This window comes from Piscirickettsia litoralis, assembly GCF_001720395.1.
Classification (GTDB): domain Bacteria; phylum Pseudomonadota; class Gammaproteobacteria; order Piscirickettsiales; family Piscirickettsiaceae; genus Piscirickettsia; species Piscirickettsia litoralis.
In genome coordinates this window covers 1,886,037-1,902,115 of the sequence record NZ_MDTU01000001.1, presented here as the reverse complement: position 1 = coordinate 1,902,115, position 16,079 = coordinate 1,886,037, and the positions used below count along the sequence as shown (strand labels likewise).

The 16,079-nt window shown below is 40.9% G+C and carries 22 protein-coding genes; 2 read left to right on the top strand and 20 right to left on the bottom strand.

Going from position 1 to position 16,079, the window contains the following annotated elements:
• Window positions 1–56 precede the first annotated feature (56 nt).
• The 10 genes from BGC07_RS20630 to hemE form a co-directional block, all read right to left on the bottom strand.
• On the bottom strand, window positions 57–224 hold the full coding sequence (locus BGC07_RS20630) for a hypothetical protein (protein WP_158006902.1): 168 nt from the start codon (window positions 222–224) through the stop codon (window positions 57–59).
• A 19-nt stretch (window positions 225–243) separates the two neighbouring features.
• Window positions 244–678 carry an outer membrane beta-barrel protein gene (locus BGC07_RS09475; protein WP_069312905.1) on the bottom strand — a complete coding sequence of 145 codons (435 nt, stop codon included), beginning with the start codon at window positions 676–678 and terminating at the stop codon, window positions 244–246.
• Between the two features lie 71 nt (window positions 679–749).
• On the bottom strand, window positions 750–1,094 hold the full coding sequence (locus BGC07_RS09470; protein ID WP_069312904.1) for a hypothetical protein: 345 nt from the start codon (window positions 1,092–1,094) through the stop codon (window positions 750–752).
• A gap of 131 nt (window positions 1,095–1,225) precedes the next feature.
• Window positions 1,226–1,882 carry an outer membrane protein gene (locus tag BGC07_RS09465; protein ID WP_069312903.1) on the bottom strand — a complete coding sequence of 219 codons (657 nt, stop codon included), beginning with the start codon at window positions 1,880–1,882 and terminating at the stop codon, window positions 1,226–1,228.
• 241 nt (window positions 1,883–2,123) lie between these two features.
• Window positions 2,124–2,747 (bottom strand): outer membrane protein, encoded by a 624-nt coding sequence (locus BGC07_RS09460; protein ID WP_139121661.1) that lies wholly within the window; start codon window positions 2,745–2,747, stop codon window positions 2,124–2,126.
• An 80-nt stretch (window positions 2,748–2,827) separates the two neighbouring features.
• A complete protein-coding gene (locus BGC07_RS09455) occupies window positions 2,828–3,616 on the bottom strand; it encodes a hydroxyacylglutathione hydrolase (RefSeq protein ID WP_069312901.1) in 789 nt (262 codons plus the stop codon).
• Entirely contained in the window at window positions 3,610–4,341 is a 732-nt protein-coding gene (locus BGC07_RS09450) for a YjjG family noncanonical pyrimidine nucleotidase (protein WP_069312900.1), read from the bottom strand. Before BGC07_RS09450 ends, BGC07_RS09455 begins: the two co-directional genes overlap by 7 nt.
• A 30-nt stretch (window positions 4,342–4,371) precedes the next feature.
• Window positions 4,372–5,379 carry an oxaloacetate-decarboxylating malate dehydrogenase gene (gene maeA / locus BGC07_RS23245; protein ID WP_268801642.1) on the bottom strand — a complete coding sequence of 336 codons (1,008 nt, stop codon included), beginning with the start codon at window positions 5,377–5,379 and terminating at the stop codon, window positions 4,372–4,374.
• Complete coding sequence (gene maeA / locus BGC07_RS23240; protein ID WP_268801641.1) at window positions 5,318–6,097, bottom strand: oxaloacetate-decarboxylating malate dehydrogenase; 780 nt, start codon at window positions 6,095–6,097, stop codon at window positions 5,318–5,320. Before maeA (BGC07_RS23240) ends, maeA (BGC07_RS23245) begins: the two co-directional genes overlap by 62 nt.
• Window positions 6,098–6,120: 23 nt before the next feature.
• A complete protein-coding gene (gene hemE, locus BGC07_RS09440) occupies window positions 6,121–7,176 on the bottom strand; it encodes a uroporphyrinogen decarboxylase (RefSeq protein WP_069312899.1) in 1,056 nt (351 codons plus the stop codon).
• Between the two features lie 291 nt (window positions 7,177–7,467).
• On the opposite strand from hemE, the gene BGC07_RS09435 reads away from it, so the two are divergent.
• Window positions 7,468–8,682, top strand: coding sequence for an amino acid permease (locus BGC07_RS09435; RefSeq protein ID WP_069312898.1), 1,215 nt, complete (start codon window positions 7,468–7,470; stop codon window positions 8,680–8,682).
• Between the two features lie 57 nt (window positions 8,683–8,739).
• Here the strand turns inward: BGC07_RS09435 and proC are convergent, their stop codons facing one another.
• From proC to BGC07_RS09395, 8 genes are read right to left on the bottom strand one after another with little or no spacing between them, the layout of a single operon-like run.
• Window positions 8,740–9,567 carry a pyrroline-5-carboxylate reductase gene (gene proC / locus BGC07_RS09430; protein WP_069312897.1) on the bottom strand — a complete coding sequence of 276 codons (828 nt, stop codon included), beginning with the start codon at window positions 9,565–9,567 and terminating at the stop codon, window positions 8,740–8,742.
• A 10-nt stretch (window positions 9,568–9,577) separates the two neighbouring features.
• Window positions 9,578–10,273 carry a YggS family pyridoxal phosphate-dependent enzyme gene (locus BGC07_RS09425; protein WP_069312896.1) on the bottom strand — a complete coding sequence of 232 codons (696 nt, stop codon included), beginning with the start codon at window positions 10,271–10,273 and terminating at the stop codon, window positions 9,578–9,580.
• Window positions 10,257–10,964, bottom strand: coding sequence for a hypothetical protein (locus tag BGC07_RS09420; RefSeq protein ID WP_069312895.1), 708 nt, complete (start codon window positions 10,962–10,964; stop codon window positions 10,257–10,259). The genes BGC07_RS09425 and BGC07_RS09420 overlap by 17 nt, the downstream gene beginning before the upstream one ends.
• Window positions 10,951–11,352 carry a Holliday junction resolvase RuvX gene (gene ruvX, locus BGC07_RS09415; RefSeq protein WP_077216838.1) on the bottom strand — a complete coding sequence of 134 codons (402 nt, stop codon included), beginning with the start codon at window positions 11,350–11,352 and terminating at the stop codon, window positions 10,951–10,953. The genes BGC07_RS09420 and ruvX overlap by 14 nt, the downstream gene beginning before the upstream one ends.
• Window positions 11,353–11,402: 50 nt before the next feature.
• On the bottom strand, window positions 11,403–11,954 hold the full coding sequence (locus BGC07_RS09410; protein ID WP_069312894.1) for a YqgE/AlgH family protein: 552 nt from the start codon (window positions 11,952–11,954) through the stop codon (window positions 11,403–11,405).
• A gap of 56 nt (window positions 11,955–12,010) precedes the next feature.
• Window positions 12,011–12,508: an energy transducer TonB gene (locus BGC07_RS22205; RefSeq protein WP_235603064.1), complete on the bottom strand. Its 498-nt coding sequence runs from the start codon at window positions 12,506–12,508 to the stop codon at window positions 12,011–12,013.
• A gap of 53 nt (window positions 12,509–12,561) precedes the next feature.
• Window positions 12,562–12,933 (bottom strand): hypothetical protein, encoded by a 372-nt coding sequence (locus BGC07_RS22200; protein WP_069312892.1) that lies wholly within the window; start codon window positions 12,931–12,933, stop codon window positions 12,562–12,564.
• The gene (locus BGC07_RS09395; protein ID WP_069312891.1) at window positions 12,934–13,137 is read right to left on the bottom strand and encodes a hypothetical protein; all 204 of its coding nucleotides are present in this window, start codon (window positions 13,135–13,137) and stop codon (window positions 12,934–12,936) included.
• A gap of 129 nt (window positions 13,138–13,266) precedes the next feature.
• Here BGC07_RS09395 and BGC07_RS09390 point away from each other — a divergent pair, with 129 nt between their 5' ends.
• Complete coding sequence (locus BGC07_RS09390; RefSeq protein ID WP_069312890.1) at window positions 13,267–14,055, top strand: substrate-binding periplasmic protein; 789 nt, start codon at window positions 13,267–13,269, stop codon at window positions 14,053–14,055.
• On the opposite strand, the gene aroE is transcribed toward BGC07_RS09390, so the two are convergent.
• Window positions 14,035–14,877, bottom strand: coding sequence for a shikimate dehydrogenase (aroE, locus tag BGC07_RS09385; RefSeq protein ID WP_069312889.1), 843 nt, complete (start codon window positions 14,875–14,877; stop codon window positions 14,035–14,037). The two genes, BGC07_RS09390 and aroE, sit on opposite strands and share 21 nt — an antisense overlap.
• Window positions 14,874–16,019 carry a hypothetical protein gene (locus BGC07_RS09380; protein ID WP_235603063.1) on the bottom strand — a complete coding sequence of 382 codons (1,146 nt, stop codon included), beginning with the start codon at window positions 16,017–16,019 and terminating at the stop codon, window positions 14,874–14,876. Before BGC07_RS09380 ends, aroE begins: the two co-directional genes overlap by 4 nt.
• Window positions 16,020–16,079: the final 60 nt, after the last annotated feature.

Genomic DNA, 16,079 nt, shown 5'->3' with positions numbered 1-16,079 from the left:
AGAGCCAATTACCTCAACTTAAAAAATAAAAATTAAATATTTTTAATAATTCTATTTTAAAAAGTATAAGAAAATGACATGCTATAGTTGTCGATACGCTCTATAGGCTTATTAGAAAAATCATGTGTCCAGTCCAAGCCTATAGTATATTTTCGTGCAATTATAAAGTCAGCACCTAAACCGATTTGTGGCAACAACTTATGAGCACTTGTAGATGTATTCAAAGACGATTCATCATAATATTCAACTGTATTTTTTTCGACTCACCCAATCCACACCAAGTCGAGCATAAGGCGAAAACCAATAAGCTACTGGATAAGATAATTTAGCAGACAATCCTAAGCCATAAACATGCTCTGATGATTTGCCCACTCCGGAAATTTCAGTATCATCATCATAATAGTCAGCATAGCTCCCTTCTAAGGCAATATAAGGGTTAAACTTATAACCAACAAATAGCTTAGCACTCGTTTTGAAAACAGAAGCTAATGCATCCCCTATCGCTTGCCCCAAAGGATCATTACCTATCACTTCGTTATAATTTGTATGGGTGTTCGCCTTACCAAAACCTATGCCTAGATACAAGCCACTCTTCGGCAGTTCACTCTTGGGTTGATTTTGCGCATATGCAGAGCTTAATAACCCCGCAGCCAATAAACATAACACTATTTTTTTCATAACAAATTTCACCTAATCTCAATAATATCAACCAACTAGAGATAAACATTAAACCCCAAAACTCTTTAAATTTAAAGATTTTTTACTTTATCAACAGAGGCTGGCTCAGTCTCAATAAATGCTTTTGAATCCTGCAAAGCCAACCACCCATCCTCATACCCACTAAATTTGCAGCTAAAAATATAAGAAAAATTTTGATCAATTAACGACAATATATTAAAAAAATCCTCTAAATCCAACTGCATTACTTCTTGCTTATTAAATGCACACAACTCTCGTACAACTGTATAGTAAAAGTCAGATCTGCTATTTTCTCTAGAAAAATTTAGAAAGTGGCTTACATTAGGTCGGCAAATACTTACCTCACCCAGAGTTCTGCCTGCAATTTTCTTAGGGTAAATTAATTTATAGTCCACAGCAACATCGATTATTCTCTATCAAATAAGATGGCAAAGCATTATATCGACTAAATATTATAAGTTTATTAAAAAGAAAAAATAAAGCCCGCAATCACGGGCTTTATTCATAATCAACTTTAAGTTATAACTTAGAAGTTATAGCTAATACCAAATGTTAGCATATTAACTGAAGCGACTGATGTCATATTATCTTCCGTATTCCCTGTATCAGTCCATGCGTGAGGCTTACTACCAAAGATATGGCTCACCGTTAGATTTAAACCTAAGCCATTTGCAAATTGATAACCGCCACCAATAGCTACTTCTGGCAACAATTTATTCTCTGATTTACTGAATGGTGTAGCGCTAAGACCCCCATCAGCCACAGAAATTTCAGTTTTCTGGTGCACATAGGCAACACCTGCTTTACCAAAAATGTTCCAGTTCGGCGTGAAGTTATATTGAGCAACACCTAGAAGATCAACATTGTAACCTGAGTATTTCAATTCCTCTGATGCACTTCCTGAGCTGATTTTATATGTATTGTTTGCATAGCTAGCAAAGCCCATTTCTACACCATAGTTAAACGGCCCTTGCCCCCAAAGATAGCCTGCATCAATACGGCCAGCTAAACCGCCTCGTTCCTCTTTATCAGATGTATTTGCAGGCAATTTGTTTGTATCCCACTTCGGCGTGTCCATTCCACCAAGACCAAGGTTAAGACCTACATACGCACCCGGTTTTGCGATGGCTGCACCTGAAACTAAAGCAGTAGCAACTGCTGTTGCGATCAATATTTTTTTCATTTTAAAACCTTTTTTAACACACAATAAAAGACTCACCCAAACTGTTAAATTTAAGTAAATTTTTTGAATTTTTAATTATAGAAATTCCTTGAATTTCTCTACTGGCGGCGATATTAATACAAAATATAAAAGCTGTAAAGCCTAAAACATTACCTTTACTTAAAATAAATATTTTTACTATATTCTCAGAATAATAAGCTAATTAAGGCCGGTTAAGCCGCATAAAAACCTTAAGGAAAGATTAAAATCGATAGCGTAAAGTTGCAGCCAAGCTGTTGACCCCAACCGAGTCACCAGTAAAGCCAGCTCCACCAACCTGATCACCAAAAATATGGCGATAAGACAAACCTGCCGAAAGACCTTTCTTAAAGCGATAATAAAAACCAACTTCTGCAATAGGCCGAAAAGATGAATAAGTCCCTGCTGTAGTGGGAAAATTTAATTTTTGACCAGCAATAATGATAGGCTTATCCAAGGTGAAGCTATTCCATTCATAAGCAACACCTCCTCCAAATTCTAGGCGGATATTTTTATAAAGACGATAATGAACGATGGCCATTAAATGGACGGCTTGTGTTGTTAATTTGTCGTCAAATTGCGTCCCCACATCATCAGTATCTTCGATATTTAACTTGCCATAAAAGGCATAACCAAATTTATACCCCACATTAACAAAATGTGTAATTTCAATGAGTTGACTTAGGTCAGCGCCCACACCGGCATGGACTTGAGTAAAGCTAACAGCGCTTTTTTCAGGCAATGATTCATTAAGATAAGAAGACATTGCATTAATATCTAAACGGATTTGGCTATAAGCCATTGTAATTCCAGACAATAAAATGGCTGGAATAAATATTAACTTCATCTAGCATAATGCGTCAAAAAACAGTGGTTCTTGGCATGCTGCAAAAAGCATGCACAAGAAGAGCATTAAAGTAGAAAAAATTACCAGTGATTACGTAACTCTCTTAGCGCTAAGAAAACTTCTTTTGGACTTTCGACGAGCTGATTAACATCCTGTTTTAATTGACTAATTAAAGCCTGACTGTGAACTCGCAAAAATGGGTTCACTTTCTTCTCAAGCTTAATATTAGTGACCATCCGAGTATCCGGCGTTTGCTTTGAAACCTGCTCTAAAAGCTCTTTAGCTTCCTTATTATGCGGCTCACGCGACAGTGCAAAACCTAAATTATTTTCAATATAGTCATGTCCTGGATAAATCTTAGTTTCATCCGGCAAATCAAATAAGTGGTCAATCACCGTGTGATATAAAGCCCCCGCATCTCCACCATTATGACAATTGCCAACACCGGCATTAAACAGCGTATCACCACAAAAAAGCACAGGCTCAGGGTCTTTAGCATACAAACACAAGTGTGCCATCGTATGACCCAATGTCGTTAATACTTCAAACTTCACCGTCTCACCAACATGGATAATATCGCCCTGATCTACAAAAGTATCAACTTCCTTAATTTTCCCAGACGCATTTTTATGTGCAAGTAACTTAGCTCCAGTTTTTGCAATTAGCTCTTTATTGCCACGTATATGGTCCCCATGCTCATGGGTGCTGATAATTTGCTTAATTGTCCAACCTTTTTCTTCAGCACGTTTTAAAACGATATCGGCATCAAAAGGGTCAATCGCTATCGCTTCAGCTGTTTTTTCACAGGCAATAATATGGTTAAAATTAGATAACGGCGGATTATTTAAATAAATGCGTTCAATTAACATAACTCGTCTTTAAACCTCCCATCACTGGCTTTTATAATACGCAAATAGCGAACCAACTCCATAAGATCATCAATTTCCACAAGCGGTAACGGATAATCACCACGACTTATTTTCTTTTCATTAAACCAACAAAAATCCATTCCTACATTTAATGCCGCTTGATAATCACTAGTTAATGAATCACCAATCAGCAAGCAGTGCTTTGGCTCAACATTAAGCTCATTAAATATCGGCTGAAAGATTTTCTGATTAGGCTTAGATACACCCAGCTCATCAGAAAGAACAACAGGTTTGAACACATCAGTTAAGCCTAAAGCATGCAACTTTGCTTGTTGATCTTTAAGAGTACCATTGCTTAACAACGCACAATCAAACTGTTTAGTAAGTAAGGCTATCGCCTGCTCAGCGCCTTGGCACCATGCGCGCTGAGTGCAGCTTACACGACGATAAGATTCCACTAAATCATCAACCGAAACTTGTGTTGCAAACTCTGCTTTTATAGCCGCAAAACGTAGCGCACTGAGTTGACCTACACTTATCTTTCCTGCCTCAACCTGTTGCCAGTATGAGCGATTGATAACAGCATAGCGTTCTTTAAAAAAACTATAATCATCAAGTTCAGGAAAATATTCGGCATAAAGCATCTCTAATGCCACGCTTTGCCCATAAGCAAAATTATAAAGAGTATCATCCAAGTCAAAAATCAAACATCGATATTGTTTCATCTTCATATCCTCTTTGAAAGTACTTCGCTATTATTTCTTGCTGTAACGATAAGGTAAATACTGTGGCTCCCACACTAAATTATCATATAGCTTGGCAGGATCATCTGTATGTGCAGCAACACCTTCTTGTTGAGCCACCTTAATCACAGCAATGGCAATCTCACGACTTACCGCACGCGCTTCACGTAACTCTGGCAACAATGCCGCTTCTGGGTCAGCATGCACAGGGGCTAGCTCACTTAATACCTCAGTTGCCGCCCACAACATCTCATCAGTCAAACATGAGGCACCTGCCGCAATAACACCCATGCCAATACCTGGGAATACAAACGCATTATTACATTGAGCAATACGCACTAATTTATCATTAAAGTGGACACGACTAAACGGACTGCCGGTTGCAACAAGAGCCTTACCCTCGGTCCATTCTAGTAAGTCGCGTGGATGAGCTTCAGCACGTGCCGTTGGGTTAGATAACGGAAATATAATTGGGCGCGCAACATTAGCAGCCATATCCTGGACAATTTCCTTAGAAAACGCCCGACCCACAGTTGAGCTTCCTATTAAAATCGTCGGCTTCACCTTTGCAACCACTTCAGCCAAACCAATTCCAGCCGCACTCGCTTGACCTGTCCAACCCATCACATCCTGGTTGGTCCGTGCATAAGGCGCTTGGAAATCCTGTAAGCCTTCACTGTCTTCAAGCAATAACCCACTACGATCAATCAACCAAAAGCGTTTATACGCCTCTTCTCGGCTTAAGCCATAATGGCACATCGCATCACAAATTTGATCAGCAATTCCGGCACCTGCGGTCCCAGCACCAAAAATAACAACACGGTGATCGACAAAATCAGTCCCTGAGGCTTTTACTGCGGCCAATAATGCGGCTAGAGTCACGACCCCCGTGCCTTGCATATCATCATTAAACGTGCAAATTTCCTGACGATAACGCTCTAAATTACGACGCGCATTATCACGACCAAAGTCTTCCCAATGCAAAAATTGCTTTTGGAAACTTTTTGCGTATTGCTTCAACAAATAAGCCGACAAACTCATCATATTGTTTACGTGTTAAACGCTCATGACGCCAACCCAAATAAAAAGGATCATCCAAAAGCGCACGATTATTGGTGCCGCAATCTAAATAAATTGGTACGCCTCGACTTGGATGAAAGCCTCCACATAAGGTATAAACCATTAGTTTTGCGACTGGAATTTCTATACCGCCAATTCCCTGATCACCAATTCCTAGAATTCCTTCTGCATCACTAACAACAACAAGATCGACTTCCGGATTAGTGCGATTATCTAAAATTTCTTCAATACGGTGGCGATCTTCATAGCTAATAAACAGGCCACGAGGACGACGAAACTCACGGCTATATTCCTCTACAGCATCTCCCACAGTTGGCGTGTAAATCACCGGCAACATACTGTGCATATGCTGGCTGACCAATTTATAAAATAAAGTTTCACTAATTTCATGGAGATTTCTTAAGTAAATACTCTTTTCAAGTGCTGTTCCAAAACGCTGAAACTGCAAATAACAACGCTCAACTTGCTCGTCAATTGTTTCTACCCGTTGCGGTAACTTTCCACATAAGCCAAATGCTTTTCGCTCTTCTTCGGTAAATGCCGTCCCTTTATTGAGCTGTGGCATTGTTAATAACGACTTTCCTTTGATCGATGTCTTAATATAATTTTCACCAGTTTTTTCATCGGTAAAATGGCCAAATCGCGCATTCTCTTTCATCAGCTGATCCTTTATTTGATTAATTATTTATTATGGTATTTTGGGCTTAAATTTTTAACCGCATTCACTAATACTTTAACATTCTCTGGGTCGATATCAGGGTAAATGCCATGCCCTAAATTAAAGACATGCCCCGACCCTTGACCAAATTCACCCAACACTCGCTCAACCTCGCTATTGATCACATCAGCAGTACCATATAAAACTGCCGGATCAATATTCCCTTGTAAGGCCACTTTTTCACCCACCTGACAACGTGCTTCTTGCAAGCTTGTTGTCCAATCTAAACCGATGCCTGCACAGCCGCTCTCTGCAATCTCTTTTAGGCATTTACCACTGTTTTTAGAAAATAAAACAACGGGGACTTCAGCATTAAAACGCTTTAATTCTCTTACTGTTTCTGCCATATATGGCAGTGAAAATTCTAAATAGTCTTGTGGAGACAGCAAACTGGCCCAAGTATCAAAAATCATCACCACTTGTGCACCCGCACTGATCTGTGCTTTTAGATACTCAGTGACCGATGCACTTAAAATTTTCAATAACTTATGCATTAAAACTGGATCTTGATAGCGCATTCTACGCACAATACTAAAAGTTTTGCTGCCTGAACCTTCAACCATATAGCTCGCCAGTGTCCACGGACTCCCGGAAAAACCGATTAAAGGTACACGCCCATGCAATTCTTGACGGATTAACCGTACCGCATTCATCACATAGGCCAGGCTATCCTCAGGGTCAGGAACCACTAGCTTTTCAACATCGGCCGCACAACGAATCGGTCGTTCAAAGACAGGGCCTTCACCGCCGACAAATTTTAGCCCCAAGCCCATCGCATCGGGAATCGTTAAAATATCCGAAAATAAAATCGCAGCATCCAAACCAAAACGATCGATGGGCTGCAAAGTGACTTCACATGCCTTTTCGGCATCTTGGCATAATGCCATAAAGTGGCCTGCTTGCTCACGTACCTGCCGATACTCGGGCAAATAACGACCCGCTTGGCGCATCAACCAAACTGGCGTTCGCTCTACCGGTTTCTTTTGTAGTGTGCGAATTAATAAGTCATTTTGCAACATTGTTTCTTATCCCCATCTGGTTTACCGCACAATTATACCTGATGTCGACAAGACGGCATACCTCGACCACAATATAATGCTAGACAAGTACAATAGATTTTGTTAACTTCGAAAAAGCTCTTATATTTATAGATTAGATTTAGCTCAAAACCTTATGTCATATTCAGTGCTCAGCCTCAAATACAGTTATCTTGATTATCGCCGTTTCCCTGCGGGGATGTAAGCTGCTCTCCACTTCATCACCAACATCTATTCAGTTAATAAATTTATTAATAAATCAGGTAGTTCACCATGAAAAATACACTCGGGAGCATTTTAATCATTGCCGGCACTGCAATCGGTGGTGGTATGCTTGCCCTCCCTCTCGCTTCAGCAGGACCTGGCTTTAGCAACTCTATTATTACGCTCGCCATCATATGGCTTGGTTTACTCGCCTCAGCTTTAGTCTTACTCGAGGCAGTGCTCGCCTTTCCTAAAGGGACAAACTTCAGCACGATTGCACGCTTAACCTTAGGCTTGCCTGGGCAAATTGCCATGTGGGTTTCTATGCTAATGTTACTCTACGCCTTAGATGCTGCCTATATTTCCGGAGGTTCATCACTGATTGTTGCCGCCTTAAGCCAAGCGGCAGGTATTCATGTCTCACCCCACTTAAGCGCGTGCTTATTTTTAATCGTCCTCGGTGGCATTGTTTGGTATAGCACACGCGCTGTTGATCGAGTCAACACCATATTATTTAGCTTAAAAGGTATTGCCTTTATCCTCTTACTCAGCCTGTTCGCCCCCCATGTCAACATTGAGCAACTCTTTGGTGCAGGAAACTCACATTACTTGCTTTATGCGATTCCAATCTTCTTCACTTCTTTTGGATTTCATCCAGTCATCCCATCAATTGCATCTTATAACAATTTAGACCCTAAACGCTGCCGCCGCATTATTCTGATTGGCGGTACTTTGCCTTTAATCATTTATCTTGTTTGGGAAATTTCAACGCTAGGCATCATTCCACGCACCGGCGCTAACAGCTTCTTTAATATATTAAGCCAACACGGCTCAGTGGGCGAGATGATGATCACTTTTGATCATGTACTTAACAGCAAACTCACAACACTCGCTGCCAATGCCTTTTCTGATATTGCGGTGACAACATCATTTCTAGGTGTTTCATTAGCTTTATTTGATTTTATCGCTGATGCGACCAAGCGTCCTAATACCACCAAAGGCCGTAGCCAAACCGCATTAATGGCTTTCTTGCCTCCACTGGCTTTCGCCTTATTCTACCCCAACGGCTTTATTTTAGCTTTATCCAATGCCGCGATTGTCTTTGCTATTACCTTAGCAGTCCCTGTACTCAGTGCATGGCGCTTACGTGCAACTGGAAAAAGTGGTGCTTATAAAGTTGCTGGAGGGTCAGCGCTCTTTATTATTTTACTCGCTTACTACCTGGTTATTTGTGTTATCCAAGTTGGTAGTGACCTTGGCATGCTCGCCCAATTTGGTAGCTAATCATGTCAACTATTAAATAGTCTTTAAGATAAAAAATAGCGACAAAAGTCGCTATTTTTAACTTTCCTGGCCAAACTCAAAACTTATTTGCTGAACGCGCTCTTTAGCTGCGCGTAGAGTATTTTCAAACATTTTAGCAATACCTTCTTGCTCTAGCACTTTCACTCCCTCAGCTGTTGCCCCGCCTTTACTCATCACACGCTGGCGTAAACGATCTACACCCTCATCACTTTCTAAGGCCATGCGTGCCGCCCCTAAAGTTGTTTGTATTGCCAACAAATTCGCCGACTTTTCTTCTAAACCTATTTTAACCCCAGCTTTTGCCATTGCCTCTATCACTAAAAAAATATAAGCCGGCCCACAGCCTGATAATGAAAGCAAAGCATCAAACTCAGCTTCTGAGCTCACCCAAACCGCTAGACCCACCGCACGCATGAGTGATTCAGCATCTTCACGCTGCTGCTCGGTGATATTTTCACCGGCATATAAGCCTGTTACACCACTGCGGATCAATGCTGGTGTATTTGGCATCGCTCGAATCACCGGCACTTGCGCCCCGAACCAGCTTTGTAAAGCCTGCATGGGGATCCCTGTTGCTACAGAAACCACTAAACTTTCTTTTTGCCGGATTAATTCCGCATATTCTTTAACAACAACTTTTAACCCTTGTGGTTTAACTGATAATACAACTATTTCTACTTGGTCAATCACTTGATTAATACCAGTTACCGCGTGAATAGCAAACTGCTCTATTAATAATTCGCATTTATCAACATTACGATCTGCCACCCAAATATTTTTAGCCGGATAACCATCAGCAATCAAACCTGCAACCAAGCTGCGCGTCATATTACCGCCACCAATAAACCCAATCATCTTTTGCATTGTTCTCTCCTCAATTACGAGCACCAAAAATATCAGTGCCAATTCTTAACATAGTTGCTCCAGCACACACAGCTGCTTCTAAATCTTGTGACATCCCCATAGATAACTCAGGAACACCTACACCTTGCCTTGTTAAATCATCACGTAATTGCCTTAATTGCATAAACTGTTCATACTGCCCGTCAAAGCTTGTTAATCGTTTTGGAATCGCCATTAAGCCTTGTAAAGACAGTCTTGGCATTAACATTATTTTCTCGGCAAACTCTAAACATTTTGTCGGATGTATCCCTGATTTTGTACTCTCATTGGCTAAATTCACCTGAATACATACCTTTAAAGGTGCTAGGTGCTCTGGTCTGTGATCATTTAAACGCTGAGCAATTTTAAGCCGATCCAAAGTATGTAACCAATCAAACTTCTCAGCGACTTGGCTGGCTTTATTACTCTGCAATGGACCTATAAAATGCCATATTATTTTTTTATTTTTATTATTGCTTTTAGATAACTGATCTATTTTTACTAGTGCATCTTGCAGATAATTCTCACCAAAATCATACTGACCCGCACTCAAAGCCTCATTCACCATCTCAACAGGCTTGGTTTTACTGACCGCAATTAGCTTTGGTCGATCCATCCGCCCTGCTTTTCTCATTGCTAATTCTATACGCTTATGAATACCCGCTAAATTATCAGCAATATTCATCATTTACATACTCCACAGCTAATTCTAAATCCAACTCTAATGATTTTAATTGATGCTTTGATTCTGTAGATAAACCAGGAAAAACCATAATTGATAATTTTTTATTTGGATAAAATCTAAAATAAGACGATAAATAATCATTAAGCATGTTTAATAAATCACCTTCATAGCAACCGATATTCCCCTTTTCACTGGCAATACGCGCAGCAATTCCATGATCTTCTAAAAGCTGAAAATTACCAATCACCTCATTAGGCAAATTTTCAATAACACGCAAAGAAGGACGAATCGATAAGGGTAATTCATCACATTCAAACAAAAATAAACTATTTTTGCATAAGGAACTATCCGCTTGGAGCAATACGCTAGCCAAGCCAACGATCAAACTATTTTTAGGAATTAAGATTAAATCAGGCGATGATTCTCGCAGTGTTAAGCTATAGCAAGCTAACTCTAGCTCTAATCCTGGGTGAATATTAACAGCAGCAAGTCCAGAAAATAGTACATCCGCTCTTAAACTATCCTCTGAAATATTTAATAAAACGCCATTATAGTTATTATATTTCAATAAACCAGCAGACAAACCCAATTGGGCAGTATCAAACAATAGACGCACTGTTAAATAGCCTGGACAGACCAGTTTACTTGCTAAAACTTTTGCCTGAAGCCTTGTTATTAAATTATTCTTGCTCATGCATCCAAGTCTCAATAATCACCACTGCCGCCATAGAGTCCAGCTTATCTTCACGCTGCAAGCGTGACTTTGCTTCTATTGATGATAAGCGCTCATCAACTTGTATCACTGGTATTTTAAAGCGTTCATGGAGGCGATTAGAAAATTTACGAGCAGCATAGCTGACCGGGTCTATCATTTCACCATTCATATGCAAAGGGCGACCAACAATCAAGCAGGTAGGCTGCCATTCCTCGATTAAGGCTGCAATTTCGCCCCAAGTCGGAATTCCGTCACGTGTTTTTAATGCAGTCAATGGATTGGCACTTTGTAATAGTGTATTGCCCACAGCCACACCTAAGCGCTTCATACCAAAATCAAAACCCAAAACTGTCTGTGCTGCTGCCAAAATAACACCTCTGATGCTTCTTTAAACACTCAAAGCTGTATCATACCAGGTTAAGCATGTCCTGCATCAGAAGAAAGTTCATTTAGATTGACACCGATCAAGTCAGCCGCGCCCTGCCAGCGCTCTTGAAAAGGCGATTCAAAGATTAAGTCTGTCGCCGCTGGAATGCAAAGCCACAGATTATCCAACACCTCTTGCTCCAACTGCCCAGTTCCCCAAGCACAATAACCCAATGCGGGCAAGATATGCTTTGGCCCCTTACCCATTGCAATCGCTTCTAAAATATCCCGTGATGAAGTCACCGCAACGTGCTCATTAATATGTAGAGTCGTTTGCCAGACCTCTTCAGTTGGATGAAGAATAAAGCCGCTCTCTTGCTGAATCGGCCCACCAGCGACCACTTCTAGCTGATTTTCTTTAGGTGACTTGCAACTTATATCAACATAATTTAACAGCTCACCTAGCGTTAATCCGATTGGCTTATTGATCATAATCCCCATCGTGCCTTTCTCACCGTGCTCACACACATAGACCACCGACTGATAGAAGTTCGGGTCCTCAACATGCGGCATAGCCACTAGAAAGTGATCGACGAGAATCATTTCGCTCAAGTGCAGCACCTCCTACAGCCAAGCGCCTAACCTAAAGTATAGGTGGCTCATCGCATATTCAGGCTATCCCCGAGCTCAAATCGCCAAACCCGTGTGATTTCAAGAACTTTGGTATGCTTACGCATATTGGCAGTAAAGGGCGCAAAAGGCGCTGAACGTTCAACAATTTCAATAGCAAAGTCATCAAGCTCTTGATTCCCAGAGCTTTGTTTAACAACCACATGGCGAAGACTGCCCTCCGGATTCACCGCAACGAGCAAACGTAGCTTGCCCTCAAGCCCTGGATGGCTTGCCCGTGCATATAAGCGATTGCCGACAGCTTCAACCTGGTGACGCCAAGCCAATAAATAAAGCGCGTCCTCATCCTTCATCGTTGCAACAGGCAGATTATGCTGCAAGCCTCGAACCTGCTTCACTGGCGCCGGCGCTACTTTTTTTAAAGGAGTGGGCTTAGGCTGTTTTTTTTCAACGACAGGGTCAGATTCAAGCTGAGGTGAAGGTTTAGCTTTCATTTTAGGTAGAGCTGCTGCCTGTTTATGGGCCAAGCGTTCTGCCGGACTCTGCGCTGTGGCTGCACGGCGAATCGGTTGATCATTTTTTACAAAAGGAGTTTGATTTGTTCTATTAGCGACTGGCTTAACAAAAGGCTTTTTTTCATTGCGATGCCGACTTGGGCGCTAACATCTCCAGGAGCTAAGGCTACTTTTCCTGATGCATTATATTTGGCGATTGCTTTTACTGCTTTAACTGGCTTAACAGGCTCGGGTTTGTTAATCGGTTCAGCCACTAAACTCACATTTAAAATTTTTGTATGAGACGTCTGGCTTTTAAAATCAATTAGCCCTGTTAAAAATAATACGGCAAAAACAAAAATTGCAATAGAAAAGGCATAAAGTAAGCGTATCGCAACCTGGTTATCACAAGCGAGCAAAACACGTGAGGCAACACGCTGCGAGTAAGCAGAAGACATTTATTTTACTTTACGAACAATAACCTCAACATAAGATTTACCTTCGCGATTTAAACGCGCTTGCAGTGGCTCTGTACCAATAATCTCATAGCCTTTATTTGACAACCAATCTTTATAGTCTTGCACTTCCATTAACACATTTTCAGTATTCTTAATCCATAGAATTTCACTTTTAATATGGCCGATACGCTCTTGTAATAACATCTTACTGCCCCAAATCAAGCTTTATGCTTGTCAACAGAATGCACTAACCATGCCAGTCAAAATAACCGATAGGCGTTATACTTTAAAACAAGTAGAAAAAATCAAAGATAAGCTATTACACTAAAATATATGATGAAGTCATTAAAATCCCTAATCATGGTTTATATTTTTATTAATTTAGCGATTATTTTTAATTTAATTTGTTCAAGCACGATACAAGCCAAACTATTAAATTTTACAACAGGGCAATTCCCTCCCTACAGCACAGGCAGCACCGATAATCCACAAGGGCCGATGCACGACGTTATTCTAGCCACCTGTACACAAATGCGCCAAGACTGCTTTTTCCATTTTGTTCCTTGGAATTTTTCAGTCATTATGACTCAAAATAACCAAGCAACAGGAATATTCCCAATGGTAAAAAATGCATCTTCTAAAAATTGGTTAAAGTTTTCAAAGCCGATTATTAAAAGTGAGTTTGGTTTTTTTATTCGAAAGCAATCAATAAATACACGCTCATATCATGCGCTTAAAAAATTTCATTTGGCAACCACAGGGCCAGGTGAACTCATGCGCCAACTGGTTATTTTAAGTAAAGAAATACCAAACAGCACTCTTTATATCGATCAAAATATTGAAAATAGCTTTAAACGCTTTAATCAAAATAATTTTAAAAATTACGCAGTTTTAGCAGATAGAGCAACCGGTGAGCACTTAATAAAAGTATTAAAGTTAAAAGATATTCACTATGCCTTTAAAGTTGATAATATTGAATATGGCGTTGGCTTTCCTAAAAAAAGCGTTAAAGCTGCCATGATCGGCCAGTTTAACGCCTCTTTAACGACTGTGCTTAACGATCAAGAGTTCACTAAACAAGTTGAAAACAAATATGGCGTTCTACTTGCCCGCAAAAAATAACTCACGTTCGTTATGTGCGGTATTAATCACCGCTTTTGCGCTAATGTCACAATTATGCCAAAAACTTGCAGACTCAGCGGCTTGCTCAATCAGCATCCCCAAGCCATCAACTGCTTTTTTAACACCAGCACGCTGTGCCCATGCAACGAAAGTCGTTTGTTGCTGATTATAAAATAAGTCATAACAAGCAGTTTGAGGGCCAATTAAACTCGTCGGCAAATCCAACTGACCGCCCGATAATTCAGCTGAAGTCGCGTGAATAATTAAATCAAATTCCCCCAAATCCGCCAGCTCACTCACTGCCGCTGCTTTGAAAATATTTTCAGTCACTTGGAACTCTTTAACGAGCTGCTCGGCCTTGCTAATGGTTCGATTGCAGATGACAATTTCTTTAGGTGCCATCACCGTTAATGGGCCGAGGATGCCACGCACAGCTCCCCCTGCCCCCAAAACTAAAATACGCGAGCTTAGAATCATCAAACCTAAATTAACCGTTAAGTCGCGAACTAAGCCAATACCGTCGCTATTATGACCCCAGAGCTTACCATCTTTCATGGCCAACGTATTGACCGCTTTTGCCGTTTTAGCACCCATCGTTAAGTGCTCACAGAGCCGATAAGCTTCCTCTTTAAAAGGCAGTGTCACATTAAGACCACTGCCCCCTTGTTCAAAAAAATGTTTAATAGTAGCTTCAAACTGATCGAGTGGTGAGAGAATTTTATCGTAACTATATTCACCCTGGATCTGTTCACGAAAGCCTTCGTGAATAAAGGGTGACAAACTGTGTTTAATAGGGTTGCCAACAACGGCAAATTTCTTCATCCCACTTCTCCTAGATCACTTGATTCGTCTTGCTTAATTTGCTGGCTCAACACCTGTAAAGCACGCTGCAACTGATTGGCACGTTGCTGACACTGGCGCTCATCACGCTTGAGCTTCGCCTGGTAGTACTGTAGGCACCTAAAGCGATTATACACATCTTCAAGCTCAACGTCCTTATCAAGATCTTTCTGGGCACGCGCCCAAACAATCGCATCATGCTTATCATGCAACATTTGCTTAAGCTGTTCTTGACTATTATGAATCGTTTCATCCACAGCATTCAATTCACGGAACAACTCAGCCAACAAACTACGCTCTTCTTTAATAGAATGAGAGTTACCCGCTAAAACAGCTAAAAAGTAACTTAAAGAGCCCCAAATTGAACGATCTTCTTTGGTAATACTTTTAACGCGATTACTGACAATTTGCACTTCACCTTCAATTTTTCTTTTTTGCTCCAGTAGGTGCTCGTAGGCAAGTAATGTATTTTGATAGCGTTTTACATCCACACAGACCACGGCCAAAGCACTGGTTAGCACTCGCTGTTCATCATCAAGCTTCTGTAAACGCCCTTCCAACTGGCTCACCTGCTCCATTAGACTTTGTCGCGTATAGACTAAACCATAAGGAGCATCACTCACTTCCTCTTGCACAATGCTATATGAAGATAATACTTCTTTGGCATACTCTTCGTTTAATTCATTCATCGCTGCACGCATTAAGTAGCGCTGCTGCTTCCGGTAATCTGATAAGGAGCGATCGACAATCTCTTGAGCCTGCAAACCACGATGGCAGTCTGCAAGGCTAAAGCTATTGTTCTCATCACAGCCAGGAAAAGCATAAAAATAAAGTGTTTCTTCAACAAGTAACACTAAGCGCAAATTATCTTGATACTCACGCTGTAAAAAATTCAGGCTCTGTTCAGACCAGGCTTTAACATTAAAATGCTCAGTATCAATGCTTTCGCGAGGGTAAATAGCCTTGCCACGCAATAATACCAAAGCGGACTGACTGAGCTTACGCCCCAACCGGTCCTTAGCCCCTTCAAGGCAGTTTTCGAGCAATGGTAATAAGGCGACCTCTCCAAGCAAAATTTGCCCTTGTTCAGCATGCAGCTCAACACTTTTTAAGCAGTCAATCACCGACGCTTTACTACGGCCTCCTTTGCGCGAAAAAAGTCTCTATACCCAGCCAGTCCACCG

What these genes read in the sequence shown, in the direction of transcription:
- BGC07_RS09475 (WP_069312905.1), bottom strand. Translation starts at nt 678, where the DNA reads ATGAAAAAAATAGTGTTATGTTTATTGGCTGCGGGGTTATTAAGCTCT.
- BGC07_RS09465 (WP_069312903.1), bottom strand. Translation starts at nt 1,882, where the DNA reads ATGAAAAAAATATTGATCGCAACAGCAGTTGCTACTGCTTTAGTTTCA.
- BGC07_RS09460 (WP_139121661.1), bottom strand. Translation starts at nt 2,747, where the DNA reads ATGAAGTTAATATTTATTCCAGCCATTTTATTGTCTGGAATTACAATG.
- BGC07_RS09455 (WP_069312901.1), bottom strand. Translation starts at nt 3,616, where the DNA reads ATGTTAATTGAACGCATTTATTTAAATAATCCGCCGTTATCTAATTTT.
- BGC07_RS09450 (WP_069312900.1), bottom strand. Translation starts at nt 4,341, where the DNA reads ATGAAACAATATCGATGTTTGATTTTTGACTTGGATGATACTCTTTAT.
- maeA (WP_268801641.1), bottom strand. Translation starts at nt 6,097, where the DNA reads ATGAAAGAGAATGCGCGATTTGGCCATTTTACCGATGAAAAAACTGGT.
- hemE (WP_069312899.1), bottom strand. Translation starts at nt 7,176, where the DNA reads ATGTTGCAAAATGACTTATTAATTCGCACACTACAAAAGAAACCGGTA.
- BGC07_RS09435 (WP_069312898.1), top strand. Translation starts at nt 7,468, where the DNA reads ATGAAAAATACACTCGGGAGCATTTTAATCATTGCCGGCACTGCAATC.
- proC (WP_069312897.1), bottom strand. Translation starts at nt 9,567, where the DNA reads ATGCAAAAGATGATTGGGTTTATTGGTGGCGGTAATATGACGCGCAGC.
- BGC07_RS09425 (WP_069312896.1), bottom strand. Translation starts at nt 10,273, where the DNA reads ATGATGAATATTGCTGATAATTTAGCGGGTATTCATAAGCGTATAGAA.
- BGC07_RS09420 (WP_069312895.1), bottom strand. Translation starts at nt 10,964, where the DNA reads ATGAGCAAGAATAATTTAATAACAAGGCTTCAGGCAAAAGTTTTAGCA.
- BGC07_RS09410 (WP_069312894.1), bottom strand. Translation starts at nt 11,954, where the DNA reads ATGATTCTCGTCGATCACTTTCTAGTGGCTATGCCGCATGTTGAGGAC.
- BGC07_RS22200 (WP_069312892.1), bottom strand. Translation starts at nt 12,933, where the DNA reads ATGTCTTCTGCTTACTCGCAGCGTGTTGCCTCACGTGTTTTGCTCGCT.
- BGC07_RS09395 (WP_069312891.1), bottom strand. Translation starts at nt 13,137, where the DNA reads ATGTTATTACAAGAGCGTATCGGCCATATTAAAAGTGAAATTCTATGG.
- BGC07_RS09390 (WP_069312890.1), top strand. Translation starts at nt 13,267, where the DNA reads ATGATGAAGTCATTAAAATCCCTAATCATGGTTTATATTTTTATTAAT.
- aroE (WP_069312889.1), bottom strand. Translation starts at nt 14,877, where the DNA reads ATGAAGAAATTTGCCGTTGTTGGCAACCCTATTAAACACAGTTTGTCA.